The organism is Neomelitea salexigens DSM 19753 (assembly GCF_000422345.1).
Taxonomy (GTDB): Bacteria; Pseudomonadota; Gammaproteobacteria; order Pseudomonadales; family Spongiibacteraceae; genus Spongiibacter; species Spongiibacter marinus_A.
This window is the reverse complement of the sequence record NZ_AULP01000002.1, coordinates 23,210-49,089: the sequence shown is the minus strand read 5'-3', so window position 1 is coordinate 49,089 and position 25,880 is coordinate 23,210. Positions and strand designations below refer to the sequence as shown.

Sequence of the window (25,880 nt, the reverse complement as noted above, 5' to 3'; positions counted from 1 at the left end):
CCCCTCGAGTAATTTAGCTTACCAGTGCTTTGCTGGAGAAGATAACACCGGTTTCATCGGCATAGGCGTAGTCGCCCGGCGCGATATCGATAGCGCCAAAGTGAAGGGCGACATTGAGCTGCCCCTCGTTACGCTTCTCGGTTTTACGCGGCACGCTGCCCAGCGCCAGGACGCCTAGCTCCATCGGGGCGATCTCTTCCACATCGCGCAGGTAGCCGTAGATGATAATACCGCTCCAACCATTTTTAACCGCGGCGCCAGCGAGGTTGTCGCCAAGCAGTGAGCGTCGCACTGAGCCGCCGCCATCGACCACCAATACGCGGCCTTCGCCAGGCTGTTTTACCTGCTCGGCAACCAGGGAGTTGTCTTCAAAGCATTTGATAGTGACCACCTCGCCACTAAAGTTCCGCACTGCGCCGTAGTGGCGCAGCGGCAGTTCAAGAACGCGTACGTCGTCGCCGAATTCATCGCAGAGATCAGGTGTAGAAATGGGCATGATTTTCCTCCGGGGCTCGGCGCGGCAGTGTTGGCGCTGAGCATAAAATAAAGGGTTTGGTTTGGGGCTTAGTCTGTGACTACGCTGAGACACGATGCACTAATATCTGCATCGTAATACGCCATGCCCAATTTATTTAGGTACTCTAAGCGGTCGGCTTTCATTAGGTCTATTTCAGGCGCGTCGAGTTGGTTAGCTTGGTAAATACCTGCGAGATAAGCCATAAATTGCTCGCCCTCTTCGACTAATAATAAGCTGGCGGCACCTACATCTGGCTTCACTTTGGCGTTCAGTTCTTCAGGAAGCGTTACCGCAAGTACAGCTGGTTGCTCCTCACCCTGAAACCTTACGCGGCGATTTCTCACGGTTTGCTCGGCCCAGTAAAAAGCCAATTCTTTGCTCTGGGTTAAAAAGACGGGCTCAATGGACTCGGAATAGCTATTGCCGATAGTGGCCATGGTTTGTTTTGCCGCTTGCTTCAGTGCCTTGTCGCCGGAGCGCTTTAAACCCTGCTCCATGATGGCGTCAACCAGAGCCGAAGAGGTACCGTGATACCAAGTGTTGCTGGTGGTAAAGCCCTGTTCGCTTAATAAAGCGCTAGCATCTTTAAGAAAATCTGGTGCGTCAGTCATAGTCGAAGTTACACAGTCGGTTTGAGTTGGAAAGCATGTAGAAGTTTAGGGAAGCTTTGCACAGCTTAGCAATATCTCTGCGGGCCCTAAAAGGTCTGCGATGACCTTCTTTAGATAATTCCGCCCACAAAAAAGGCGACGCCTTTTAAAGGTGTCGCCTTTAGGTTCGCAAGTGCGCTGTGCCCCGCGTGTTGCTAGTTGCGGGGCACGTCGCCTAACACTTGTTCAGATTAGCTGAACTGGTTAGAGGTGTTTTTCGCACCGCCTGCTTTCAGCGCCATTTCACCTGCGTAGTACTCTTTGTGGTCGTCGCCCAGATCGGAGCCGGCCATGTTTTGGTGCTTAACACAAGCGATGCCCTGACGGATCTCTTGGCGCTGTACGCCTTCAACGTAACCCAGCATGGCTTTGTCACCAAAGTACTCTTTCGCCAGGTTGTCTACAGACAGTGCTGTAGTGTGGTAAGTCGGCAGAGTGATCAGGTGGTGGAATACGTTCGCTTCACGAGCAGTATCTGCCTGGAAGGTACGTACACGTGCATCAGCTGCAGCAGACAGTTCAGAGTCGTCGTACTCAGCAGACATCAGGTTGTCACGGTCGTAAGCAGAAACGTCTTTACCTTCAGCCACCCATGCATCGTAAGTCTGCTGACGGAAGTTCAGCGTCCAGTTGAACGAAGGCGAGTTGTTGTAAACCAGTTTCGCATCGGGGTGAACCTTGCGAATCTCGTCCATCATGCCTTTGATTTCGTGAACAGTCGGTACTGCAGTTTCGATCCACAGCAGGTCAGCGCCAGCGTTGATCGCTTCGATGCAGTCAAATACGCAACGCTCGTGGCCAGTGCCCTGACGGAACTGGTACAGACCTGAAGGCAGACGCTTAGGACGAACCAGCTTGCCGTTGCGGCTGATCAGTACATCGCCTTCTGCAGTGTCTTCTGGTGCAACTTCTTCGCAATCGAGGAAGGAGTTGTAGATGTCACCTTGGTCACCTGGCTCGCGAACAACAGCGATCTCTTTGGTCAGGCCAGCACCTTCAGAGTCGGTACGTGCAACGATAACACCGTCATCAACGCCCAGCTCAAGGAATGCGTAACGCAGTGCACGCAGTTTTGCGTGGAAGTCAGCGTGAGGTACGGTTACTTTGCCGTCCTGGTGACCACACTGTTTCTCATCGGCAACCTGGTTTTCGATCTGCAGGCAGCACGCGCCGGCTTCGATCATTTGCTTGGCCATCAGGTAAGTCGCTTCTGCGTTACCAAAACCGGCATCGATGTCAGCAACGATGGGTACAACGTGAGTTTCGTGGTTGTCGATTTTGCTTTGGATTTCAGCTTCTTTAGCGCTGTCGCCAGCTTCGCGTGCAGCGTCCAGCTCGCGGAACAAGCCACCCAACTCACGTGCGTCAGCTTGGCGCAGGAAGGTGTACAGCTCTCTTACCAGGTCGGCAACAACTGTTTTCTCGTGCATTGACTGGTCGGGCAGAGGACCGAAGCTAGAACGCAGTGCAGCAACCATCCAGCCAGACAGGTAAAGGTAGCGACGCTCAGTTGAGCCGAAGTGCTTTTTGATGGAGATCAGCTTCTGCTGACCAACAAAACCGTGCCAGCAGCCCAGAGACTGAGTGTACTTGGTTTTGTCTTTGTCGAACTCGGCCATGTCGCGACGCATGATGCCAGCGGTGTACTTGGCAATGTCCAGGCCGGTTTTGAATTTGTTCTGAGCACGCATGCGCGCGGCAGATTCGGGGTTGATAGCATCCCATGGGCTACCGGCTTGCTCTTTAAGTCCGGCGATGGATTGGATGTCTGCTTCTAACGATGACATATGCGGTCCCTTTTCATAGCGGTGGGTGGTTTAACGCAGGCTAGTGTACTCGCGCCCTATAAATTTTTCTAATTTATAGATTCTATATTCGGTATTTTCTCTGGAAATTTGGCTGCGGTGTTGTGCTGGTTCACTTGTGGAAGCAATTTCTATTTTAATAAATTGCTGCTGGGCTCGCTGGTCATCCGCCATTTAATAAATGAATAACAAGCATAATGTGGATATATTTGTGAAATTATTGGCGGGTAGCTAGGATGTCCTCCTAAGCCGTTATCTCTGATTTGCATGTGTTAGCTGTTAACATTCATGCTTCTTATTTAAAGGGCGGTTTACAGACTCACCGACGCTAGAAGGAGTGGCAGATGTCAGCGCAGCAAATCAACCGGGTAGAACACAGTGGTCTTCAGATTGCCGAGGTCTTGTACCGTCTGGTGAATGAGCAAGTTGCCCCGGGTACCGGCATCGAGCCCGATGCGTTCTGGTCTGCACTGGCTGAGATTGTCGCTGATCTGGCGCCAAAGAACAAAGCCCTGTTGGCCAAGCGAGACGAAATTCAGGCCAAGATTGACGATTACCACCGTGCCAACCCGGGCAAGCCCGACATGGCCGCGTATAAAGCGTTCCTTGAAGAGCTGGGTTATCTGTTGCCCGAGCCCGCTGATTTCACCATCACCACCGAAAACGTCGATCAAGAAATCGCCGAGCTGGCTGGCCCGCAGTTGGTAGTGCCAGTGATGAATGCCCGATTTGGCCTGAACGCTGCCAACGCCCGCTGGGGCAGCCTGTACGATGCCCTGTACGGCACCGATGTAATTTCTGAAGAGGGCGGTGCCGAGCGCGCTGGCGCTTACAACCCGGTTCGCGGTGACAAGGTCGTCGCTTATGCCAAGTCCTTCCTCGACAAGCATGTTGCCCTAGCTGAAGGCAGCCATGCCGATGCCACGGCTTACAAAGTAGAAAATGGCAGCCTGGTTGTTAGTCTGGCGAATGGCGCCAGCACCGGCCTGCAAGCGCCGGAAAAATTTGCTGGTTATATCGGCGATGCCGCTGCGCCCAGCAATATCCTGTTGGTTAACAACGGCCTGCACATTGATATTCAGATTGACGGCAGCCACCCGATTGGAAAAACCGATGCCGCTCAGGTAAAAGATGTTTGCCTGGAATCTGCCCTGACCACCATCCAGGATTGTGAAGACTCGGTTGCCGCGGTAGACGCTGAAGACAAGTGCGTGGCCTACAGTAACTGGCTCGGCCTGATGAAGGGCAACCTCAGCGAAACCTTTAGCAAAGGCGGCAAAGAGCAGACTCGCCGCATGGCTGAAGACCGCGTGTTCACCGCGCCCAACGGCGGTGAAAAAGTACTGCACGGCCGCAGCTTGCTGCTGGTGCGCAATGTCGGTCACCTGATGACCAATAACGCGATTATCGATGCACAGGGCAACGAAATCCCTGAAGGCATTATGGATGCCATGGTCACCGTACTGGCGGCCATGCACGACTTGAAGAAAACGGGCAGCCTGAGCAACTCACGCACCGGCAGCGTTTATATCGTTAAGCCGAAAATGCACGGCCCCGAGGAAGTGGCGTTTGCCGCTGAGCTGTTTGGCCGTGTTGAAGACGCTCTGGGTCTGGCTCGCAATACCCTGAAAATAGGTATCATGGATGAGGAGCGCCGCACCACGGTTAACCTCAAGGCCTGTATCGCCGCAGCGAAAGAGCGGGTGATCTTTATCAACACCGGCTTCCTGGATCGCACTGGCGATGAAATCCACACCAGCATGGAAGCCGGCGCCTTTGTCCGCAAGGCAGACATGAAGCAACAGGCTTGGATCAGTGCTTACGAAGACTGGAACGTCGATATCGGTCTGGCCTGTGGCCTCAGCGGCAAGGCGCAAATCGGTAAAGGCATGTGGGCCATGCCCGACGAAATGGCGCAGATGATGGAAGCTAAAATTGGCCATCCTAAAGCCGGCGCCAACTGTGCCTGGGTACCTTCGCCAACGGCGGCCACCTTGCACGTAATGCACTACCATGAAGTGAATGTGCGCAGTCAGCAAGAGCAGCTAGCGGATCGTCAGCGCGCTGCTTTGGAAGATATTCTGACCATCCCAGTCGCCGAAAACACCGACTGGAGCGCCGAAGAGATCCAGAATGAGCTGGATAACAATGCCCAGGGTATTCTCGGCTATGTTGTTCGCTGGATCGACCAGGGCGTAGGCTGCTCTAAAGTGCCAGACATTAATGATGTAGGCCTGATGGAAGACCGCGCGACACTGCGTATTTCTAGTCAGCACATCGCCAACTGGTTGCGCCACGGCATCTGCAGTGAAGAGCAGGTAATGGAAACGATGCAGCGTATGGCAGCGGTTGTTGATCGCCAGAATGCCGGCGATGCAAGCTACCGCAATATGGCGCCGAACTTTGACGATAGTGTGGCATTCCAGGCCGCTTGTGAGCTAGTTTTTGAAGGTGTCAAACAGCCCAGTGGCTACACAGAGCCCGTATTGCACCGCCGCCGTATCGAGTACAAAGCGAAGCACGGCGCTTAAGGACTCCGGTCCACAACGATTTCCTGTCAGTGAGGCTTGGCCCGGTTCTACCGGGCCTTTTTTTTGCCTGCTTTTTATGTGCTTTGCTGGCGAAGTGGCGAAAAACTGCCCATAATCACCCCGTATTATATTGAGTAGCGGAGTCATTAGTCTCATGAATTTATCGCGTATCGACCTGAACCTGCTGGTTTACCTGGACGTGCTTCTGCGCGAGAAAAATGTCACGCGAGCGGCGGAGCAGTTGGGAATTACCCAGCCAGCCTTGAGTAACGGTTTGCGGCGCTTGCGTGACCTGTTTAACGACCCGCTTCTAGTGCGCACCAGTGAGGGGATGACGCCGACAGAGCGTGCGCTGGAGCTGCAGCCGCAGGTACGGAATATTCTGTCCTCAGTGGAGCAGGCAGTGCTGCCTGTATCAGACTTTGAAGTGACTGAGAGTACCCGGGTATTTCGGATTATGGCGAGTGATTACGCCGAATCCACCCTGCTGACGCGCCTGTTGTTCAAGCTGCGCGACGAGGCGCCCAATATTACCCTGGATATCCTCACTCCCTCTGATGTGACCTTCCAGGATTTGGAACAGGGCAAGATCGATATGGCGGTCAACCGCTTCGATCGCTTGCCGCAATCCTTCCACCAGGCTACCGTCTGGCGCGACAGTTTTTCCTGCTTGATGAGCAGTGAGAACAAGGCCCTGGAGAACTTTGATATGGATGCCTTTCTTGCTGCGCCGCATATCTGGGTAAGCAAGACCGGTATGGGGGTTGGGCGCGGCATGAGCCACAGAGATAGTCAGCGCTTGGGTTGGGTTGATGAGGCGCTTGCCGAAGTCGGGCACGAGCGTCAGATTCGCGTGTTCACGCGTCATTATCAAGTGGCTGCCTTGCTGGCAAGGCACCCCGACCTGATTGCTACCCTACCTACCCAGGTCGCCAAGTTGTACGCCGAAGATCCGCGGCTGGCAGTTCGTAAACCGCCATTTATGATTATCCCCATTGAGCTGAAGTTGGCGTGGAGCCCACTTCTGCAGCATGACCCCGGCCATATATGGCTGCGACGCCGCATTGTCGATATGGGTCAGGAAATGATCGAACACGGCTAGCGAGATTTACTTATACAGCTGTGGGGCCGCGCTGCGTACACTGCGGTTTTATTTGCAGGGCGTCAGTGATGCAGCAGTTGAGTTTTGGTCGCGTTCGGCCAGTCGGCAGTATTGTCGAACTCTGTGTTGACGAGGGGCGTGAGTTGACACTGCAGTCCCTTACGGAGCTTCGCGCGTGGATAGGCGCGCATATGCCGCCGCGGTTTGCGGTGTTGGTCACGGGCTCCTTAGATTTCTCGCTGGATTTTGACGCACAGGCTGACATGGGCAATGTTACGGGATTGCAGGCTATCGCCATCGTCCGGCAATTTCAGCGCAGTGATTTGGTTTTTGATGTTATTCGTCGCCTGCCGCGTGATCATGTACTGAAACTGGAGCTATTTTCTTCGCGCGACAGCGCTTGCCAGTGGCTGAGAGAACACTTGGTCGCAGTCAGTTAATCGAACAAATATTCCCCAAAACCTTGGCCTGCAGCGCCGCTTCGCGTGACCTTGTCGGCTAAAGCTGTCATGCTTGCCGCCTCATTTTAACGGGAGGTTCCCATGAATATTGCCAACGATTGCGTGGTGGCATTTCACTACACCCTCACCGACGACAACGGTGTGGAACTCGATTCATCAAAAGGTCAGGATCCCCTGGCATATCTGCATGGCCATGGCGGCATTATCCCCGGCCTTGAGCGCGAGCTGGAAGGCAAAGCCGCGGGTGATGAATTGAAAGTGACTGTTCAGCCAGGCGACGCCTATGGCGAGCTCAACCCCGAGCTGATTCAAGCTGTGCCCCGCGACGCTTTCCAGGGTGTAGAGCAGATTGAAGTGGGTATGCAGTTCCAGGCGCAGGGCGCTGGTGGTCAAGTGCAGATGGTTGTTGTAAAAGCGGTTGATGACGAGAACGTCACCGTTGATGCCAACCATCCGCTGGCAGGCCAAACGCTTCACTTTGAAGTCAGCATTGCCGACGTGCGTCAGGCAAGCGAAGAGGAAATTGCTCACGGTCACGTGCACTGATTGAGCGGTTTGACGGGCCGGTAGTCATCGGCCTGTCCCCCTTGGCCCCCTGCGTTCTCCCTCCTTATCTTTACCTTGTGTTTCACTCTATTGCCGTTGCTGGCAAGAAACCTGCTTGTTTACCTTGAGCGGCTACTTTTATTGGTGGCTATTATGCTTATAAGAACTCAGGGAGAAGCATTGAGTGTCTCAATTAGAACTTGGTATTGCCGGGTTTTTGCAGCGTGAATCGTTGCCGGCCAGGTATTCCCAGCAAATCCATGAGTATTTTCTGCCCTTTATTCAGCGATATCTCGCAGCCCCGGCCGAGGGTGTTCGCGTGCTGGGTATTCACGGCGCGCAAGGCAGTGGTAAATCCACGTTAACGGCCTTTTATCAATGGTATTTGAGCGACTGTTGTGGCCTTCGCGTAGCGGCTATCTCTTTGGATGACTTCTACCTCTCCCCTGAGCAACGCGAACAATTGGCGCAGCAGATTCACCCCTTACTCGCTACCAGAGGCGTACCCGGCACGCATGATGTTGCCTTGGCTCGTCGCACCTTGTCCGCGCTCAGGGCAGGCCAGGTGTGCTCGTTGCCGCGATTTGATAAAGCGCGGGATCGCGCCTTTCCCTCAGTCGAATGGCCTCAGGTGAGCAGTGTCGATGTGGTGATTTTTGAAGGCTGGTGTTTGGGGGTGCCCCCTCAGCAGGATACCGAATTGCGTGACCCAATTAATGCCCTAGAGCATGGCGAGGACACGTCGGGAGAGTGGCGTCGCTGGGTGAATGGGCAGTTGCAAGCCTATCAACCGCTGTTTGCCGAGCTCGATTATTTGCTGATGCTGCAGGCGCCGAGCTTTGACTGTGTGGCACACTGGCGCAGTGAGCAGGAAAAGAAGCTAATGGCTCGGCGAGCGAATGACCCCAGCGCACAGTTTATGAGCACCGCGCAGATACATCGGTTTATCAGCCATTACGAGCGCATAACGCGGCATGCCATTGCCGTGTTGCCGGAGCAGGCCGATGCCTGCATGGTGCTTGACGCTCAACGCCGAGTGCGAGCATTACAGTACCGGGAGGCGGACTCGTGAAGCCCAGCGTTGTGTTTACCGACTTAGATGGCAGTTTACTCGACCACGACAGCTACTCGTTTGCGGCGGCCGCGCAAGCGCTGGCGTTGCTGGCGTTGCGCAACATCCCCTGGATATTGAATAGCAGCAAAACGGCTGCCGAGATGTCAGTGCTCCGCCAGCAGCTGAACAATCGTTATCCCTACATTGTTGAAAATGGCGCGGCGGTGATTTACCCGGATAATGCGCCGGACGGCTTGCGCGAGTGTCGTTGGGGGCGGGTAAAGCAGTTGGCCCGTTCCCGAGAAGATTTCCTTCCTCGCTTGCACCAGTGGCGAGCGGAGGAGGGGTTTCGCTTTCGCGGCTTTGCGGACATGAGTGCACCAGAGTTGTGCGACGAAACTGGGCTGACCCAAAATGAGGCAGTGGCAGCTTTGCAGCGGGAGTACTCTGAGCCGATTGTCTGGCAGGGCGATGATGCGAGCTGGCAGCGCTTTGAGCGACAGTTAACGGCGGAGGGGCTTCGTGCTCAGCGTGGCGGACGATTTATTCATATCAGCGACCACTGCGACAAGGGACAGGCCATGCTCTGGCTGGCGCCTCGTCTGGTCGAGGGCTGCGAGGCACCTCGCACCATTGCCTTGGGTGACGGCGGGAATGATGTGCCCATGCTCGCGCTGGCGGACGAGGCGGTGTTGATTCGCTCCCATGCCAATGCGCCACCGCCGGTTCCTGCGCCGAGGGGGCGCCTACAATTAACGGATGCTGTCGGCCCTGCGGGGTGGAATAGCGCTGTATTGGCGCTGTTGGGCGACAACGCCAAAAACGGCACGGAAAATGCCTAGTGATGTATAGGTAATCGGGCGTCTAGTCGCCGCCTCGACAATACTAGGACACTGAGGCGGCATGCGCAGACGGACAATAACGACAGGGAAACCCCATGGCAGATTTTTATCAAAACGGCATTATCACCACATTGCATAACCTGGTTGATCGTCCCATTGAAGCCCTTGAGACAGAGCTCAGCCAATTCGCGCAACATCGGCCGATGGCGTTGGTGCTGCCATCACTGTTTTCCGAGCTTGAGGGGCCGGCACTGGCGAATATCATTGATGAAATCGCCAAAGTCCCCTACATCAACGAGGTGGTGATTGGCTTAGATCAAGCCGATGAAGCGCAGTACCGCCACGCCCTGGCCTTTTTCAACCGCCTGCCCCAGCGTCACAGGGTGTTATGGAATGATGGGCCGCGCCTGCGCGCTCTGGATGCAAAGCTTCAAGGGCGCGGGCTGGCGCCGCTCGAGGCGGGCAAGGGGCGAAACGTTTGGTATTGCCTCGGTTACATCTTGGCGTCGGGCGACAGTGAGGCGATCGCGCTGCATGACTGCGATATTTTGACCTATGATCGACGCCTGCTTGCACAGCTGTTTTATCCGGTTGCCAACCCCGCTTTCAACTACGAGTTTTGTAAGGGTTTTTATGCAAGGGTTGCCGACGGCAGGATGAATGGCCGGGTCAGCCGCCTGTTGGTGACTCCCTTGATTCGCTCACTCAAGAAGATTTTTGGTGATCTCGATTACTTGGAGTATTTGGACAGCTATCGCTACCCCTTGTCCGGTGAGTTTTCCATGCGTCGAGACGTGCTCAATGATCTGCGTATTCCCAGTGACTGGGGGCTGGAGATCGGCGTACTGTCGGAGATGTACCGCAATTACTCGACGAATCGCCTCTGTCAGGCAGACATCGCCGATGCCTACGACCACAAACACCAATCACTGTCTGCCGATAACGATGCCGGCGGATTGTCGAAAATGTCTATCGATATATCCAAGGCGATCTTTCGCAAGTTGGCGACCACCGGGGTGGTGTTTAACAGCGAGACTTTCCGATCCATCAAAGCAACGTATTTTCGCGTGGCCTTGGACTTTGTTGAGAGCTATCGCAATGACGCCGTGATGAATGGCCTGGACCTGGACCTTCACCGAGAGGAAGAGGCGGTGGAGTTGTTTGCCGGCAATATAGTCAAGGCGGGCAATGATTTTCTCGACAACCCCATGGATACGCCCTTCATTCCGAGCTGGAACCGCGTGTGTAGCGCTGAGCCCCGACTTCCTGGCGAATTGCTGGCGGCGGTGGACGCTGATATGGCCGAGTACAGCCAATGACAGGTGGCGACGCCCAGCAGCACTTGAAAGACAAGCTCTATGCGCATGTCGAGCATATCTACCCCGCTGAAAATGCTGGCGAGCTCGTAGAAAAAATGATCGCGCTAATGGGTCTCAATCAGCGTTGTTTTATGCCAGAGCTACACAAGAACCTGTGGGACGAGGGCGATTGTTTAATGATTGCCTACGGCGATTCACTGCTTAAAGAGGGTGAATGGCCGCTGCATACCTTGCACGATTTCTTGCGCAGCGAATGCCGCGGGGTGATCAGTGGTGTGCATATCTTGCCGTTCTACCCCTGGAGCTCCGATGACGGCTTTTCGGTTATCAACTATGTCGAGGTGAATCCGGCGCTGGGCGAGTGGCAGGACGTGAGCGCCATTGCTCGCGACTTTGATCTAATGGCGGACTTGGTCGTCAATCATTGCTCCAGCCGCAGTCAGTGGTTTGAAAACTACAAGCAGCGCCGCCACCCGGGAAAGGATTACTTCGTGGAGGGCGACCCGCAATGGGACCTGTCTGCGGTGGTCAGGCCGCGAACCAGCGATTTGCTGGCGGAGGTGCAAACGCTCGACGGTAAGCGCCATGTCTGGTGCACCTTCAGCCACGACCAGGTCGACCTCAATTTTCGCAACCCCGATGTACTGCTGGAGTTTGTGCGCATTATTCGGCACTACCTGGATCAGGGGGTAAAGATTTTTCGTCTCGATGCGGTTGCCTTTCTGTGGAAGGAGGTCGGTGGCAGTTGCTTGAATTTGAGCCAAACCCACGAAATTGTCAGGCTGTTTCGCAGCTTGGTTGAGCACGCCGCGCCCGATGCCATCCTGATTACGGAGACGAATATCCCGCTGCGAGAAAATTTGGCCTACTTCGGCAACGCCAATGAAGCTCACCTGGTATACAACTTCTCATTGCCGCCACTGCTGCTCAATGCGCTGGTCAGCGGCGACAGCGCCGCGCTGACTAACTGGATGATGGGAATGCCAGCGGCGCAGGACGGTACCAGTTACTTTAACTTTATTGCCTCTCACGACGGCATTGGTTTGCGCCCGGCCGAAGGCTTATTAAGCGACGCCGAAATTGATGATTTAGTGGCACTGATGCAGCGCAGCGGTGGTCTGGTGTCGTGGCGCGCTTTGGGCAGTGGCGCCAGTCGTCCTTACGAAATTAATATCAGCCTGTTTGATGCGATGCGTCAGCGCCAAGGCGCGGGTGAGGATGGTTTCCAGGAGGCGCGGTTTCTCTGTGCCCACGCTTTGATGTTGGCCCTGCAGGGCATTCCCGCGTTTTATATTCACAGTCTTTTAGCGACACCTAACGATGAGCAGCGCGTTGCGCACAGCAACCACAACCGCGCGATCAATCGTCATCAGTGGCAGGCTGACGAACTCGCCAGCGCGCTGTCGGAAGGGAGCCATCACCGGCGGATATTCGAAACCCTTAAAGCGATGATTCGTCGGCGCGCGCAGCAGCCGGCGTTTCACCCCAATGCCGCCCAGTATCCGCTTCACTTGGGCAGCGCCCTGTTTGGCCTGCGCCGAGAGAGCGTTGTTGAGGGCGCAGAGCAAACCCTGCTGGCAATCTACAATCTCAGTGCGGACACGCAGCGACTGCCCCTTGCCGAGCTGAATCTCGATGCTGGCTTGCGCTGGCGGGAATTGCTCAGCGGCGCGGAGATTGGCGCCGAGCGCGGCGACCTAATGCTGCCGCCCTATGCGTACTGCTGGCTGGCGGCTGAAGCCGAGTGAGGGCGGCTGGCCGCTAGGCGCACGAACTGTTCTTGTATTGACCCCCAATGTTACTCAACCATTTGGGCGTATCTGCTATGCTTCGGCCTCGTTTTGTCCAATAGATTATGCACCACGAGGTTCGTGATGGCCGATTATAAAGCTCCCCTGCGTGATATCGATTTTGTCTTGAATGACTTTCTTAATAGTGAACAACACTATGCTGGTCTGCAGGGCTGTGAGCAGCTTAGCAGTGACCTGATGGATGCGATCATTAGCGAAGGGGCCAAGTTCGCAGAGAACGTCGTCAACCCCATTGCCGCTACTGGTGATGAGCAGGGCTGTAAATTCGTTGATGGTAAGGTCTCTACGCCAGATGGTTTCAAGGAAGCCTTTCGCCAGTGGGGCGAAGGCGGCTGGCAGGCCTTGGGTGTGCCTGCTGAGGACGGTGGTCAGGGTTTGCCCTCGTCGCTTGGCACGGTGATCGGTGAAATGGTCGGCGCCCCGAGCTGGGCATTCAGTATGTACGGCGGCCTCGCATTGGCTCCCGTTACCTGCCTGCTTAACGGCGGCACTGAGGAGCAAAAACAGCGCTACCTCCCCAAGCTGCTGAGCGGCGAATGGGCGGGCACAATGTGCCTGACCGAGGCGCACTGTGGCTCCGACGTCGGCCTGTTGCGCACAAAGGCCACCAAGAATGACGACGGCACCTACACCCTGCAGGGCACCAAGATCTTTATCTCGGGTGGCGAGCAGGATATGACCGACAACATCATTCACGCCATTTTGGCGCGTGTTGACGGGGCGCCGGAGGGCACCAAGGGTGTGTCACTGTTTATCGCGCCGAAATACTGGGTGAATGAAGACGGCTCAATGGGCGACTTCAACAACATCAATTGCGGCTCCATTGAAAAGAAAATGGGTTTGAAAGCCTCGGCGACCTGTGTAATGAACTACGACGGCGCGCGGGCGGTGTTGTTGGGTGAAGAGAATCGCGGCTTGGAAATTATGTTCAAGCTGATGAACTCCGCCCGTTTGGGAACAGCCCTGCAAGGGCTGGCCATGGGCGAGATCGCCTATCAGGGCGCGATGGATTATGCCCGCGAGCGTTTGCAGATGCGTTCCTTAACAGGGCCGAAGAACCCAGATGGCCCCGCCGATCCGATTATCGTCCACCCCGATGTGCGCCGTATGCTGCTTACTCAGAAGGCCTTTGTGGAAGGCCAGCGCGCGTTCATCTACTGGTTGGCTCAACAGGTGGATTTAACCAAGCACGGCGATGAAGAGCAGCAGGCTCACGCGGGCAAGTTGTTGGAGTTACTGACACCCATTGCCAAGGCATTCTGTACGGAAACTGCCCAAGAAGTTACCTACCTTGGCATGCAGGTATTTGGTGGTCACGGCTACATCAGTGAGCACGGTATGGAGCGCATCGCACGTGATAACCGCATCTCAACGGTGTACGAAGGAACCACTGGTATTCAGTCGCTGGACTTGATTGGTCGCAAGGTAATGGGTAGCGGTGGCGAAGTGCTGCGTCACTTTACCAAAATCATTCACAAGTACTGCGAGTCTCACAAAGACAATAGTGCGATGACTGAATTTGTTGAACCGCTGGCGGCGCTAAACAAAGAGTGGGGCGAGCTCACCATGGCCGTGGGTGAAAAAGCGATGAACAATGCTGACGAAGTCGGCGCGGCGTCGGTGGACTACCTGATGTACTCCGGTTATGTCGCATTTGCCTATGTTTGGGCGCAAATGGCAGAGGTGGCCCAGCAGAAATTGGATGCCGGTGAAGACAACGGTCTGTACCGAGGTAAGGTTAAAACGGCGCGCTTCTACTTCCAGCGCCTGCTGCCGCGCACCGCAACGCACAAGGCCGCTATGCTAGCGGGGGCTGACGCGTTAATGGATGTTAGCGAAGACGAGTTTGTCTACTGAGACATGGCTGTCTGCCAGCAATAAAAAACGGAGCCTTATGGCTCCGTTTTTGTTTCAGCTTATGGGGTTAGCGGTTGAGCCGCTGGTCGATCAACTGGTCGACAACGGAGGGGTCGGCCAGTGTTGAGGTGTCGCCGAGATTCTCCAGCTCATTGGCGGCAACCTTGCGCAGGATGCGCCGCATAATTTTGCCGGAGCGGGTCTTGGGTAGCCCCGGTGCCCACTGAACCAGGTCCGGTTTTGCGATGGGGCCGATTTCCTGCACGCACAGCGCAGTGAGTTCTTTAACCAGCTCCTCGCTGCCCTCTACATCATGCATTAGCGTTACGTAGGCATAGATGCCCTGGCCCTTCACATCGTGGGGGTAGCCGACCACTGCCGCTTCGGCGACCTTGTCGTGCAGTACCAGAGCGCTTTCAACCTCGGCGGTACCCATGCGGTGTCCGGAGATATTCAGCACATCATCGACACGGCCGGTAATCCAGTAGTCACCGTCTTCATCGCGACGCGCGCCGTCACCGGTGAAATAGTAGCCGGGATAGGCGCTAAAGTAGGTGTCGATCATCCGTTGGTGGTCGCCGTAGACGCTGCGAATTTGGCTAGGCCAGGAGCGTTTGATTACCAGCAGGCCTTCACCGGGGCCTTCAATTTCGTTGCCTTCGGTGTCCAGCAGGGCGGGCTCAACACCAAAGAAGGGCTTGGTGGCTGCTCCTGGTTTCATGTCGGTGGCGCCGGGCAGGGGGGTGAGCATATGCGCGCCGGTTTCTGTCTGCCACCACGTGTCTACGATGGGGCAGCGCTTGTCGCCAACAACGCGGTAATACCACTCCCAGGCTTCCGGGTTGATCGGCTCACCGACGGTGCCCAGCAGTCGCAGGCTGCTGCGTGAGCTACGCTCCACAAATTCATCGCCTGCCCCCATGAGCGCACGAATTGCTGTGGGTGCTGTGTAGAAAATGCTGACATTGTGCTTGTCGATGACCTGCCAGAAACGCGAGGCATCGGGGTAAGTGGGTACGCCCTCAAAGAGTAGCGTGGTCGCGCCATTAGCCAGTGGGCCGTATACGATATAGCTATGTCCGGTTACCCAGCCGACATCGGCGGTACACCAGTAGACTTCGCCGTCTTTGTAGTCAAAGACGTATTTGTGGCTCATGGCTGACTGCAACAGATAGCCTGCGCTGGTGTGTAGTACGCCTTTGGGTTTGCCGGTTGAGCCGGAGGTGTAAAGGATAAATAGAGGCGCCTCGCTCTCGACGGCCTCAGGGGCGCATTCGGCGCTTGCCGCCTGGGTGGCTTCTTCGTAGCAAACGTCGCGGCCTTCCTGCCAGCTGACATCGGCGCCGGTGCGGCGCACCACAAGACAGCTGTCGACGGTAGGGCAGTCGGCGAGTGCTTTGTCGGCATTCTCCTTCAAGGGAATTGCCTTGCCGCCGCGAACACCCTCATCAGCGGTGATCAGCATTTTGCATTCGGCGTTCTGAATGCGGTCTTTCAGTGCTTCGGGGGAGAACCCGCCAAATACCACCGAGTGCACGGCGCCGATGCGGGCACAGGCCAGCATGGCGTATGCCGCCTCGGGAATCATCGGCATGTAAATGCATACTCGATCGCCCTTCGCCACGCCGCGCGCTTTCAGCACGTTGGCGAGTTTGCACACCGCAGTGTGCAGTTCGCGATAGCTGATGTGAGCGCTGTCGCTGGGGTCGTCGCCCTCCCAGATAATCGCCGTTTGATCGCCGCGGCTTTCCAGGTGCCGGTCGATGCAGTTATAACTCACATTCAGCTTGCCACCGTCAAACCAGCTGGCTTCTCCCTTGGGGAAATCGTACTCGCAGACATTGTTCCAGGGCGTGTCCCAGCTCAGCATTTCACTGGCTTGTTTCGCCCAGAAGGTGTCTGGGTCGTCGATGGATTGCCGGTACATTTCTTCGTAGCGATCGCGATCAATGTGCGCATCACGGGCAAAGGCTTCGGGTACGGAATGGGGGGTAAAAGTCGTCATGGCGCATCCTGTTTATTGCATTTATTGTGGCTGCCGGAATCCATTGGGCAGCGACCGATGCGTTGAGCATACCTGCTGATAACACGCCGTTGAAGCCCAAATAGACTAAAGTCGAAGGGGGTTTATTAGTGATATTCCCGCTGAAATGGGCGGATGTTGGGGCAAAAGGGCCCGAAGGCCCTGTGCGCGAACTACCAGTGTTCGGGGTAGTCGAAGTTGGGGTATTCAAGCCCGATGCGCTTGGCGTATTCATTGGCGAAAACCCCATTGGGGTCCAATTTTGCCAGCACTTTATTAAAGCGGCTGAGGCGTTTGCCGTAGTCGTAAACGCCGAGTTCACGTTGCAGATCGAAGGCCCATTCACGATTCTTCGCCCAGTGGGCTCTGGCGCCGAAGTCTTCAATCAATACCGTGACATACTCCACAAAGGGCGCCATATACGCTTCCAGCTCGGCGTCGCTGAAACCGGCCGGCACGTAGATCGGCATCTCAATGTGGACGACATGGCTGTTGTCTTCAAATGGGCCGCCGGTACCCGTGTAGGCCATGAGAGTGTGGTCCTCACTTTTTGCGTAGCGGGTGAAGACACCGACAAGAGGAAGTCGAACGTCGAGGTTCTTGCGGTTCTGGCCGTGCAGGAAGCGGTTGATATATTCCATGGCGGCGGCAGCATTGGCGCGAGGAACCGCGACTTCCCAGTCCATTTGGAAGAAGCCGTCCTGGCCGTCGACCAATGTGCTGGTAATCATTCGGTGTTGGGGGCCAATAACATCGGCGCTGAATACCGTTTTTCCGTCTTGCTCTTTGTTGAAAGGCGGTTGATTCACAAACTGCAGATAACGGAATCGTTCCATTACCCCGTCGAGATACCCACCAGGGTTACACGCGGCAGTGTGCATGGCCTGTTTGAAGAAGGGGAAAATCTGCGCGGGCACGGAGGGGTTCAGTAGGCGATTCTGGGCGCCGGGCTCGGCCGCGGCGGTTGTTTCTTTGCCGCAGGTTCGCACGACCTTGCCAACACCGGGGTACCAGTTGTACTGGCCGAAATCGCACTGCTTGATGTTCTCCCAGGCTGAATCGGGGCCGTTGTTAAACAGGTAATTGTCATCGTGGTAGGTGACTTTGACGTGAAGGTTTTTAGTGTCTTGCACCTCAATTCTCAGGCGGGTGACAACGCCGAGATAGCCGAGGTTGGCGGTGAGGGCTTTCCATTTGTCTTTATTCGTTGTGCCGCGAGAGAAGTGTCGCAACTGCCCGTCTGCGGTCACGACGTCCATGCTGACCACACTGTGTGAAAGCACGGTGCGGTGTCTGGGAGAGCTGCCGTGTGAGCTGGTTGCGATATGCCCTGCTACGGTGGGAAACGCGTAACCCAGGTGGGTGTAGCCAATGGACTTGCCGCGAGGATGCAGCCATTCCGAGAGGTCCCACATCAGCGTGCCGGCGGGCACGTTGACAACGTCGACGCCCTCAAAAGTCTCCAGCTGTATGCCCATATTGGGGTTGTGCATAGTGAGCTGTGCGGTGCTGATTAACACGCCATCGGTGCACATTACATCGGTCGCGGAATGGGCTTTGCCAGTAACCTTCACGCGTTTTCCGGCCGCGGCAGCTGCACTCACCAGTTGTTGTACTTCTTCTACACTACTCGGCGTGTGCAGTGTTTGGATCTCATTGCACAGGGTTTGGTAATTATAAGAGGCGAGCTGCCAATCGCCGCAGTCGGCGGGGCAGTTGTCAGCGGTCTCGAGTGCGTCGCACATCTGGTTGCCGCAGCTGGCGGCGATCTCTAGGCTAGGGCATGTGGCAAGCCCGCCTATATCGCCAACTAGTAGAGGGAGTTCTGTCAGTAGGCCAGGCAGATCGCTATCACGGAAACGATAGACGACCTTGTCCTCAGCGCTGTCGCCACAGTACTCCCCATTTGCTCCTACCGAGCAAGCCAGCACAGAGAACGCTTGGATGGGTACAGTGGTATCTTCGTCAAATCGATAGTCGAGTGCACGACCCTCTGCTGGCAGCTCGGTAATCAGCGCGGCTGTGCCGAGCAGCGGTAGGCTGAGGATTTTGTTGCCTTGCGTATCTGCCCAGTACAATCGGTAGTGCGTAAGGGCCTCCTCGTTGACGGCGGGGGTCAACTCAATCCCCTCGGCGGTGAGTTTGTCGGGAATAAGTTGCTCACCTGCGGTATACGTAAAGCTAGCTGCTTGGGGGAGTGGCAGTGTTTCGCTGCCGCCGCCGAATAGAGCGCCTAAGTCCAGTGCGTGTGTTGACATGCTGGCAGTAACAATGCCGCAGGCTGCCACGCAGCGGCGCAGAGCAGGTAAGCGGCTGCTAAGAAAGTGCTTCATAGATTTCCTTATTTTTGTAGTGGAGGCGAGGCGCGGCCGCATACAGCGGATGGATCTCTGCGATGGCGCGAGCGCGGTACTGCCGTTGTTATTGTTGTTATGCTGCCGCAGGCGCTCGGCCCCGGCAGGTGCTGGCAAATAGTAACGAGGTAGGGGGGCAAGGCAATGTCTCAGCCTCGCGAAATGTGAGCAAGTCTATAAATTGGCAATAAAAAAGGCCCCATAAGGGGCCTTTTAAAGAAGTCTGTGAGCGAGTTTACGCAACCTGTACAGGGATGGCGTTGCTCGAGTGACTCACGGTATTGTCTTCGTTCATATAAATCAGGCGCGGCTTGAAGTTAAGCAGCTCCGCTTCGGTATAGCTCGCGTACGCGCAGATAATAATCGTGTCACCGACGCCGGCCTTGTGGGCGGCTGCACCGTTAATGGAGATGATGCCACTGTTATCTTCACCGCGAATGGCGTAGGTCGTGAAACGTTCGCCATTGGTGACGTTGTAGATTTGAATCTGTTCAAACTCACGAATGCCAGACATGTCCAGCAGTTTGCCATCTATGGCGCACGAGCCCTCGTAATTTAATACCGCATGGGTCACGCGAGCTTTATGGAGTTTGGCTTTCAGCATAACGGACTGCATAACGCTGTTCCTTTCTCTTCGGTCTCGGCCGGGGCTTAGTTAGCCGCCAGCATGCCCCAGTCGGCACTGGGATTCAGGGTCAGGGTGACGTTGTCGATAAGCCGCGTTGAGCCGAGCTTAGCGGCGGCTAGTATAACAACTTCTTCTGTGTCCGGGCGAACCTGCTCTAGGCTGCGGGCATCACAAATATTTACATAATCGGGTTCAAAGCCGCCGTCCTTGAGCGCCAGTTTGGCGTAGAGCTCAAGGTCGCTGTAGCTATCGTAGCCGCAGGCGATGGCTTCGCGCATTTCTTGCAGCACGCGGTGCAGCAAGGGTGCGGTATTGCGCTGGCTATCGTCTAGGTAGCCATTGCGCGAACTCAGTGCCAGACCGTCTTCAGCTCGGGCAGTTGCCACACCGATAATGTTGATGGGCATGCAGAGATCCTTAACCATCTTGCGGATCACGCTCAACTGCTGAAAGTCTTTTTCACCAAACACCGCAGTGTCTGGCTGAACCATATTGAACAGTTTGTTCACGATAGTCGCCACGCCGGTGAAGTGGCCGGGGCGACTGGCTCCGCAGTGCTGTTCCGACACGGCGGGAACGGAAACCTTGGTGTGTTGCTCCATGCCTTCTGGGTAGATCTCTTCCACCTGAGGTTGGAACAGGAACTGGACGCCCTCAGCGAACAGTTTCTCTTTGTCTGCCGCCAAGGTGCGCGGGTAATTGCCGAGATCCTCGCTAGCGGAAAACTGCAGCGGGTTGACAAAAATACTCACGACAACGACATCGGCCTCGCGAGCCGCGCGTCTCACCAGCGATAAGTGGCCTTCGTGCAGATTACCCATAGTGGGAACGAAGGCAACAGTTTTACCTGCGCGGCGAGCGGCGGAAAGTGCTGCCCTGAGCGCTGCGGTTGTGCTGTATGTTTTCATACCACCTAACTTCCCAATCTCGATCTTTACGCGCTTTGCGTAAAGGCAGTTTGCTGTGAAGTCAGTCCGCTGATTCTGCGGGCTGGCGACCTTTCCACCGCAGTGCGTTTACACTGCTTACATTGGTCACAAACTGACCAGTTCTACGGTGGCGGGCAAGTATGCCCCAAGAGCAATGGCCGTTCAATGCCTTGGTAACAAAAAATTCATGGCATTGTTACCGCTCAAAAGTGTTTCGCTGGGTAACAGTTTCAGGGATTTCAGCCGCTTAGTCAAAACCGTGTTCGGCGGCGGGAAAGCTGCCATCAAGCACCGCGCTGCGATAACGCTGCAGGGCGTGTTCGATGCTGGAGCTGTCCTGGGCAAAGTTGCGGACAAAACGGGCGGTTTTCTCGGTGATACCAAGCAGGTCATGCAGCACCAGTACTTGGGCGTCGGTGTCCGCGCCGGCGCCAATGCCAATAACGGGGATAGTAAGGGCCTGGCTGATTTGTTTGGCCAGCTGGCGGGGCACGCACTCCAGCACCAGCATTGCGGCGCCGGCAGCTTCCAGCGCCTTAGCATCGTTGATGATGCGCTGGGCCTGGTCATCGTCGCGTCCTTGTACGCGGTATCCGCCGAGCACATTCACGGACTGAGGCGTAAGCCCAAGGTGCCCGCAAACCGGAATGCCTGCCCGACTTAACAGGCGGATGTCGTCGCAGAGCCAGTCACCGCCCTCTAATTTGACCATCTGTGCGCCGGCGCGCATCAGTTGCGTTGCATTGTCGAGGCATTGCTGAGTGCTGTGGTAGCTGGCGAACGGCAGGTCGGCGATGATGAGTGGTGCTGAGCAGCCGCGGGCCACGCAGGCGGTATGGTAGGCCATGTCGCCGACGCTGACGGGGATGGTGGAGTCGTGGCCTTGTAGAACCATTCCCAGGGAGTCGCCAACAAGAATGACTTCAATCTCGGCTTTCTCCACCAAGCGGGCAAAACTGGCGTCGTAGCAGGTGACAACGGCAAATTTCTCGCCACGCTGTTTTTTCTGCATCAGGCTGGGGATGCTGGTTTTGCTCATAGTGGGCCTCGCGGAGACTCAGAAAAAGGTGGGGTTAAAGTAATGGCGGCCGTTGGGAATTTCCAGCAAATAGTCGAGCAATTGCTGATAATCGCGGTCGTTGTGGGCGAAGTCTATATCTTCTGCGTTCACGATCAAGAGCGGTGAAGCGCTGTAATGAAGAAAATACTCGCTGTAAGCCTCGTTTACCTGCTCCAGATAATGGCTGTCGATATTGCGCTCAAAGCGAACGCCGCGCTGCTGGATGCGATCCTTGAGTACCTTGCTCGGCGCTTGTAGGTAAATGACAAGGTCTGCCGGTGGCAGGTCGACGGCAAGTTGTTGATATACCTTTTGGTACAACTCAAGTTCGTTGGCGTCTAGGGTGAGTTGCGCAAATAGCGGGTCTTTTTGAAAGAGGAAGTCGGCGACATAGCCCTGCGCAAAGAGGTCGCTCTGTTGCAGGTCGCTGAGCTGCTGGGCGCGCTGAAACAGAAAAAACAGCTGTGTGGCGAGCGCGGCGTGCTGGCGATTGCTATAATAGCGTTCCAGAAAGGGGTTTTCTTCCGCCTTCTCTTCGAGGGTTGCGTAGCCTAAAGATTCAGCAAGGCGGCGCATCAGTGTGCTTTTACCCACACCAATCGGGCCCTCTATAGCGATATGGCGTGGTGGTGCATCGGACTTGAACAGCGGTCTATTCTGCATATTGCGACAGTTCTTCAGTGCCTATAAGCCAGAGTTCTTCGCTTCCTACCCAGTGGTCGGCAGGCGCGTTGAGTTGGCTGTGTTGCCGGGCGAGCTCTTCAGACAGGTCTGCTAGCGGAGCGAGTACAAAGGGGCGCATGGACATGCGCGGATGCGGGATCTGCAGCGTGCTATTGTCTATGTGTTGTTCACCGTACAGCAGAATGTCCAGGTCTAGCGTGCGTGCCCCCCAGCGTACATCGCGTTTGCGACCATGCTGATGCTCAATGCGTTGCAGGGCGGTAAGCAGATCTTCAGGGGAAAGCGCGGTGTCTAGTGCGGCGACGGCATTGATGTAATCGGGCTGTTCGCCAGGGCCGATAGCGCGACTGCCATAGAACCGAGAACTCTCCGCTAGGCGGCTGCCCGGCAGCCGCCGCAGTGCGTTCAGGGCGCCGTAAATTTGTGCAAGCGGAGAGGCCTGGTTGCTGCCCAGGCCGATATAACAGCGAATCATGATGGCTTGCGCGGACCTCTGCGTCGACGTCTGGGGCGGCGATTGCGCTCCCGCTCGGCGGCATCGTTGGTGTGCTTTTGCATATCGCTGCGAGTTGTTGGCTGCGCCTCGTAAAATGCTTGCCACCACTGGCTGAGCTGCTCGCTGACTTCGCCAGATTGTTCGCGCAACAGCAGGAAGTCGTAACCGGCGCGGAAATAGCGATGCTCGACTAATTGCGAGGCGCGTTTGCCTGACTGGCGTTCGAAGCGCAGCTGTAGTTCCCAAATGTCGCGCATGGGCAGCGAGAAGCGCTTGGGAATAGCGATGCGTTGCTGTTGCTTGTGGAGGCAGCGCTCGGCGGCTTGATGAAGGGCCGGAATCGGCGGGACGCCATCCCCCAGCACTTCTTTATGCAGTTTCTTCACGACCGGCCATAACAGCACCGCGTAGAGGAAGGCCGGGGTGACCGGCTTGCCTGCGGCAATGCGCGCGTCGGTATTGGCCAGGCCCTGATGGATAAGCTCTTGCGTTTCCGGACACTCTTCATCAAGCAGGCGTTGAGTGGCAGGGAATAGCGGGGCGAATAGCCCGTAGCGCTGCATCAGGGCATACGTTTGCAGGGCGCGGCCACCCATAAATAGTTTTAGCACCTCGTCAAACATACGGGCCGCGGCGATATCGCTAAGTAGTGGCGCGAGTTCCCGCAATGGCGCCTCGGTTGTAGCCTCAATGTCGAAGTCTAGCTTGGCAGCGAAGCGCACAACGCGCAGCATGCGCACAGGGTCTTCTCGATAGCGTGTTTCGGGGTCACCGATTACGCGTATGAGTCTGCGCTCCAAATCTTCGATGCCGCCGACGAAGTCGTAGATGGCGAAGTCCCGACTGGAGTAGTACAGCGCGTTAATGCTGAGGTCGCGGCGCATGGCATCTTCATCGATGCTGCCATAAACATTATCCCTCAGCAGCATGCCGGCTTCATTGCGTGCAGAATGCTTACCTTTCGGGTTGCTTTGAGAGGTGGGGGCATCGTGGCTGCCGCGAAAGGTGGTCACTTCGATAACTTCGCGCCCAAAGCGGACGTGGACTATACGAAAGCGCCGGCCAATGATGCGACTATTGCGGAATAAGCCCCGTACTTGCTCGGGGGTGGCGTCGGTGGCGACGTCAAAGTCTTTAGGGTCGCCGCCCAACAGAATGTCGCGAACGCCGCCACCCACAAGGTAGGCCTCGTGCCCCGATTGGTTGAGGCGGTGAATGACCTTTAAGGCGCTGTCGCTGATCATGCTGCGAGACACGCCATGGTCGTCGCGGGGGATAATCGTCGGGCTGTGCGAACCTTTGTTGGAACGGCTTAGCTTACCAGCGAGTTTTTTCCAAAGTCCTGAAACGGTGTTTGCGCTCATTGCTCTCAATGTCAGCCTGGACGGGCAAAGCGAGTATTCTAGCACAAGCAGAACTGAAGGCGCTTTTTGGAAAAGGAAAGGTTTTTGAGGGGCCAGAAATGAAGAAGGGGAAAACAATGTCTTCCCCACCCAGGTCTTTTTACTACGTCTATTATTTTTATTTTCCGCGTTCTTATTATTTTTATTGTATTTGTTATTCTTCTTTGCCGATTATAAATGCACTGCCTGTGCCAACTTTTTATTTTCTATATAAATCAATGGCTTGTGTTTTTTTAGTGTTGGCGGAGTCGTGGTTTTTATGGTCGGTTGTTACCTTAGTAAACGGTGTTTGTTACGCGCAGCTGGTTTGGGTAACGGTGTCAGTTGCTGCTGGAGCGCGAACTCTTCTTGCGAGGAATGCCCAAGCGCTGCCTTCTTTCCCACAGGCACTTTCGGCTAACACCGAGTTTCTGTGCGAGCTCTGTTTCGCTCATGCTGTCCTGATGTTCCAGTACAAAGCGCTGGAAGTAGTCTTCGAGTGACAGGTCTTCCGCGGGATCCGAGCTTCGCACTCTGCTGGGGCGACTGTCTTTGCGATCGCTTCCCAGATTATTGCTGCTGCGATTGCGGTCGGGTTTGCGGCCGCGAATTTGGCTGATGTCTACCAGCTCTAGATCGATATCCAATAGCTCGTTGTCGATCTCATCGCCTTCGCAGAGAATCACCGCGCGCTCCACGGCGTTTTCCAGCTCGCGAATATTGCCGGGCCAGACGTAGGTGGTAATTGCTTGGATGGCTTTGGGACTGAATTTTAGTGGCCCGCGCCCCAGAGCCTCGCAGCGTCGGCTAAGCAGTGTTTCCGCGATTTCCAGGATATCCTTGCCGCGCTCGCGAAGGGGAGGGAGCTCCAGCTTCATAACATTGATGCGGTAATATAAGTCCTCGCGGAAACGGCCATTGTGGGCCATGTCTTTGAGGTCGCGGTGTGTTGCACAAATCAGCCGCACATCGACTTTATTTGACTCCACCGAGCCGATGCGGCGGATTTCGTCTTCCTGAATGAAGCGCAGCAGACGCGCTTGCGCTTCCAGTGGCAGCTCGCCTATTTCGTCGAGGAAGAGGGTGCCGCCATCTGCGGCTTCGATAAGGCCGATACGATTGGCATTCGCCCCGGTAAAGGCGCCTTTCTCGTATCCGAAAAGTTCTGACTCAATCAAGGTTTCAGGTATTGCTGCGCAGTTCACGCAAACGATGGGTTTGCTCGCGCGCGTGCTCTGGCTGTGAATGGCTCTGGCCACCAGCTCTTTACCGGTGCCGGTTTCGCCATGTACCAGCACGGTTGTGTCGGTGGGGGCCACGCGGTTGATGTATTCATATAATCGCTGCATCGGTTTGCAGCTGCCGATCATGCCGCTGGTGTCTGCCTGCAGGGCTTTTTGCTGACCAGGCATTGGCGGCGGGTTGCTGGCGTTATCGGCAATGATGCGTGCGACGGTTTCCAGCATTTCGTCGTGGTCAAAGGGTTTGGCGATGTAATCAATTGCCCCCTGCTTCATGGAATCGACCGCAGACTTCAGGCTGGCGTAGCTGGTCATGATAAGGACCGGGCGCTCGGTTTTGCTAATCAGTTCTGTGCCCGGTGCGCCGGGCAGGCGCAGGTCGCTGATCAGTAGCTGGTAGCTATTGAGGTCGAAGCGTTCCAGGGCCTCTTGAACGGAACCAGCCTCATCCACCTGATAGTCGTTGCGTTCAAGGAGACGTCGCAGCGCAAGGCGAATGACATCTTCGTCTTCAACGATCAAAATACGAGGCATATTGAGGACTCCATCGCTACGTGTGCTTGCCTGAGTTCAGCCGAACAACATAAC

21 protein-coding genes are annotated in these 25,880 nt (G+C 55.7%); 9 read left to right on the top strand and 12 right to left on the bottom strand.

What is annotated here, in order from left to right; genetic code table 11:
• Positions 1 to 13: 13 nt before the first annotated feature.
• The 3 genes from rraA to H573_RS0103515 form a co-directional block, all read right to left on the bottom strand.
• The gene (gene rraA / locus H573_RS0103525) at positions 14 to 496 is read right to left on the bottom strand and encodes a ribonuclease E activity regulator RraA (RefSeq protein ID WP_027873058.1); all 483 of its coding nucleotides are present in this window, start codon (positions 494 to 496) and stop codon (positions 14 to 16) included.
• Positions 497 to 564: 68 nt separating this feature from the next.
• Positions 565 to 1,128, bottom strand: coding sequence for a hypothetical protein (locus H573_RS0103520; RefSeq protein WP_027873057.1), 564 nt, complete (start codon positions 1,126 to 1,128; stop codon positions 565 to 567).
• Between the two features lie 230 nt (positions 1,129 to 1,358).
• Positions 1,359 to 2,954 carry an isocitrate lyase gene (locus H573_RS0103515; protein ID WP_027873056.1) on the bottom strand — a complete coding sequence of 532 codons (1,596 nt, stop codon included), beginning with the start codon at positions 2,952 to 2,954 and terminating at the stop codon, positions 1,359 to 1,361.
• A gap of 362 nt (positions 2,955 to 3,316) precedes the next feature.
• Here H573_RS0103515 and H573_RS0103510 point away from each other — a divergent pair, with 362 nt between their 5' ends.
• The 9 genes from H573_RS0103510 (at position 3,317) to H573_RS0103470 (ending at position 14,495) form a co-directional block, all read left to right on the top strand.
• On the top strand, positions 3,317 to 5,503 hold the full coding sequence (locus H573_RS0103510; RefSeq protein WP_027873055.1) for a malate synthase G: 2,187 nt from the start codon (positions 3,317 to 3,319) through the stop codon (positions 5,501 to 5,503).
• A 154-nt stretch (positions 5,504 to 5,657) separates the two neighbouring features.
• A complete protein-coding gene (locus H573_RS0103505) occupies positions 5,658 to 6,605 on the top strand; it encodes a LysR family transcriptional regulator (protein ID WP_027873054.1) in 948 nt (315 codons plus the stop codon).
• A 68-nt stretch (positions 6,606 to 6,673) separates the two neighbouring features.
• Complete coding sequence (locus tag H573_RS0103500) at positions 6,674 to 7,045, top strand: hypothetical protein (RefSeq protein ID WP_027873053.1); 372 nt, start codon at positions 6,674 to 6,676, stop codon at positions 7,043 to 7,045.
• Between the two features lie 102 nt (positions 7,046 to 7,147).
• Positions 7,148 to 7,612, top strand: coding sequence for an FKBP-type peptidyl-prolyl cis-trans isomerase (locus H573_RS0103495; protein WP_027873052.1), 465 nt, complete (start codon positions 7,148 to 7,150; stop codon positions 7,610 to 7,612).
• Positions 7,613 to 7,796: 184 nt separating this feature from the next.
• Positions 7,797 to 8,684, top strand: a complete 888-nt coding sequence (locus tag H573_RS0103490) for a hypothetical protein (protein ID WP_051170969.1) — start codon at positions 7,797 to 7,799, stop codon at positions 8,682 to 8,684.
• Positions 8,681 to 9,508: an HAD-IIB family hydrolase gene (locus H573_RS0103485; protein ID WP_027873050.1), complete on the top strand. Its 828-nt coding sequence runs from the start codon at positions 8,681 to 8,683 to the stop codon at positions 9,506 to 9,508. The genes H573_RS0103490 and H573_RS0103485 overlap by 4 nt, the downstream gene beginning before the upstream one ends.
• Positions 9,509 to 9,603: 95 nt before the next feature.
• Complete coding sequence (locus H573_RS0103480) at positions 9,604 to 10,827, top strand: glycosyltransferase family protein (protein WP_027873049.1); 1,224 nt, start codon at positions 9,604 to 9,606, stop codon at positions 10,825 to 10,827.
• The gene (locus H573_RS0103475) at positions 10,824 to 12,575 is read left to right on the top strand and encodes an alpha-amylase family glycosyl hydrolase (RefSeq protein ID WP_027873048.1); all 1,752 of its coding nucleotides are present in this window, start codon (positions 10,824 to 10,826) and stop codon (positions 12,573 to 12,575) included. The genes H573_RS0103480 and H573_RS0103475 overlap by 4 nt, the downstream gene beginning before the upstream one ends.
• Positions 12,576 to 12,701: 126 nt before the next feature.
• Positions 12,702 to 14,495 carry an acyl-CoA dehydrogenase C-terminal domain-containing protein gene (locus H573_RS0103470; protein WP_027873047.1) on the top strand — a complete coding sequence of 598 codons (1,794 nt, stop codon included), beginning with the start codon at positions 12,702 to 12,704 and terminating at the stop codon, positions 14,493 to 14,495.
• Between the two features lie 67 nt (positions 14,496 to 14,562).
• Here the strand turns inward: H573_RS0103470 and acs are convergent, their stop codons facing one another.
• The 9 genes from acs to H573_RS0103425 all read right to left on the bottom strand — a co-directional run bounded on the left by acs (position 14,563) and on the right by H573_RS0103425 (position 25,826).
• Positions 14,563 to 16,500, bottom strand: coding sequence for an acetate--CoA ligase (gene acs, locus H573_RS0103465; RefSeq protein WP_027873046.1), 1,938 nt, complete (start codon positions 16,498 to 16,500; stop codon positions 14,563 to 14,565).
• 191 nt (positions 16,501 to 16,691) lie between these two features.
• The gene (locus tag H573_RS0103460) at positions 16,692 to 18,851 is read right to left on the bottom strand and encodes an FAD-binding protein (RefSeq protein ID WP_027873045.1); all 2,160 of its coding nucleotides are present in this window, start codon (positions 18,849 to 18,851) and stop codon (positions 16,692 to 16,694) included.
• A 256-nt stretch (positions 18,852 to 19,107) separates the two neighbouring features.
• Positions 19,108 to 19,488: an aspartate 1-decarboxylase gene (gene panD, locus H573_RS0103455; RefSeq protein WP_027873044.1), complete on the bottom strand. Its 381-nt coding sequence runs from the start codon at positions 19,486 to 19,488 to the stop codon at positions 19,108 to 19,110.
• A 35-nt stretch (positions 19,489 to 19,523) separates the two neighbouring features.
• Positions 19,524 to 20,408: a pantoate--beta-alanine ligase gene (gene panC / locus H573_RS0103450; protein ID WP_027873043.1), complete on the bottom strand. Its 885-nt coding sequence runs from the start codon at positions 20,406 to 20,408 to the stop codon at positions 19,524 to 19,526.
• Positions 20,409 to 20,676: 268 nt separating this feature from the next.
• Positions 20,677 to 21,468 carry a 3-methyl-2-oxobutanoate hydroxymethyltransferase gene (gene panB, locus H573_RS0103445; protein WP_027873042.1) on the bottom strand — a complete coding sequence of 264 codons (792 nt, stop codon included), beginning with the start codon at positions 21,466 to 21,468 and terminating at the stop codon, positions 20,677 to 20,679.
• 18 nt (positions 21,469 to 21,486) lie between these two features.
• Positions 21,487 to 22,152 carry a deoxynucleoside kinase gene (locus H573_RS0103440; RefSeq protein ID WP_027873041.1) on the bottom strand — a complete coding sequence of 222 codons (666 nt, stop codon included), beginning with the start codon at positions 22,150 to 22,152 and terminating at the stop codon, positions 21,487 to 21,489.
• Positions 22,142 to 22,648, bottom strand: coding sequence for a 2-amino-4-hydroxy-6-hydroxymethyldihydropteridine diphosphokinase (gene folK / locus H573_RS16880; protein WP_036255716.1), 507 nt, complete (start codon positions 22,646 to 22,648; stop codon positions 22,142 to 22,144). The genes H573_RS0103440 and folK overlap by 11 nt, the downstream gene beginning before the upstream one ends.
• Positions 22,645 to 24,033, bottom strand: a complete 1,389-nt coding sequence (gene pcnB / locus H573_RS0103430; RefSeq protein WP_027873040.1) for a polynucleotide adenylyltransferase PcnB — start codon at positions 24,031 to 24,033, stop codon at positions 22,645 to 22,647. Before pcnB ends, folK begins: the two co-directional genes overlap by 4 nt.
• A 359-nt stretch (positions 24,034 to 24,392) precedes the next feature.
• Positions 24,393 to 25,826 (bottom strand): sigma-54-dependent transcriptional regulator, encoded by a 1,434-nt coding sequence (locus H573_RS0103425; protein WP_027873039.1) that lies wholly within the window; start codon positions 25,824 to 25,826, stop codon positions 24,393 to 24,395.
• Positions 25,827 to 25,880: the final 54 nt, after the last annotated feature.

Excerpts from the sequence above, each read along its gene's own strand:
- rraA (WP_027873058.1), bottom strand. The coding sequence starts at position 496 with ATGCCCATTTCTACACCTGATCTCTGCGATGAATTCGGCGACGACGTA.
- H573_RS0103520 (WP_027873057.1), bottom strand. The coding sequence starts at position 1,128 with ATGACTGACGCACCAGATTTTCTTAAAGATGCTAGCGCTTTATTAAGC.
- H573_RS0103515 (WP_027873056.1), bottom strand. The coding sequence starts at position 2,954 with ATGTCATCGTTAGAAGCAGACATCCAATCCATCGCCGGACTTAAAGAG.
- H573_RS0103510 (WP_027873055.1), top strand. The coding sequence starts at position 3,317 with ATGTCAGCGCAGCAAATCAACCGGGTAGAACACAGTGGTCTTCAGATT.
- H573_RS0103505 (WP_027873054.1), top strand. The coding sequence starts at position 5,658 with ATGAATTTATCGCGTATCGACCTGAACCTGCTGGTTTACCTGGACGTG.
- H573_RS0103500 (WP_027873053.1), top strand. The coding sequence starts at position 6,674 with ATGCAGCAGTTGAGTTTTGGTCGCGTTCGGCCAGTCGGCAGTATTGTC.
- H573_RS0103495 (WP_027873052.1), top strand. The coding sequence starts at position 7,148 with ATGAATATTGCCAACGATTGCGTGGTGGCATTTCACTACACCCTCACC.
- H573_RS0103480 (WP_027873049.1), top strand. The coding sequence starts at position 9,604 with ATGGCAGATTTTTATCAAAACGGCATTATCACCACATTGCATAACCTG.
- H573_RS0103475 (WP_027873048.1), top strand. The coding sequence starts at position 10,824 with ATGACAGGTGGCGACGCCCAGCAGCACTTGAAAGACAAGCTCTATGCG.
- H573_RS0103470 (WP_027873047.1), top strand. The coding sequence starts at position 12,702 with ATGGCCGATTATAAAGCTCCCCTGCGTGATATCGATTTTGTCTTGAAT.
- acs (WP_027873046.1), bottom strand. The coding sequence starts at position 16,500 with ATGACGACTTTTACCCCCCATTCCGTACCCGAAGCCTTTGCCCGTGAT.
- H573_RS0103460 (WP_027873045.1), bottom strand. The coding sequence starts at position 18,851 with ATGAAGCACTTTCTTAGCAGCCGCTTACCTGCTCTGCGCCGCTGCGTG.
- panD (WP_027873044.1), bottom strand. The coding sequence starts at position 19,488 with ATGCAGTCCGTTATGCTGAAAGCCAAACTCCATAAAGCTCGCGTGACC.
- panC (WP_027873043.1), bottom strand. The coding sequence starts at position 20,408 with ATGAAAACATACAGCACAACCGCAGCGCTCAGGGCAGCACTTTCCGCC.
- panB (WP_027873042.1), bottom strand. The coding sequence starts at position 21,468 with ATGAGCAAAACCAGCATCCCCAGCCTGATGCAGAAAAAACAGCGTGGC.
- H573_RS0103440 (WP_027873041.1), bottom strand. The coding sequence starts at position 22,152 with ATGCAGAATAGACCGCTGTTCAAGTCCGATGCACCACCACGCCATATC.
- folK (WP_036255716.1), bottom strand. The coding sequence starts at position 22,648 with ATGATTCGCTGTTATATCGGCCTGGGCAGCAACCAGGCCTCTCCGCTT.
- pcnB (WP_027873040.1), bottom strand. The coding sequence starts at position 24,033 with ATGAGCGCAAACACCGTTTCAGGACTTTGGAAAAAACTCGCTGGTAAG.
- H573_RS0103425 (WP_027873039.1), bottom strand. The coding sequence starts at position 25,826 with ATGCCTCGTATTTTGATCGTTGAAGACGAAGATGTCATTCGCCTTGCG.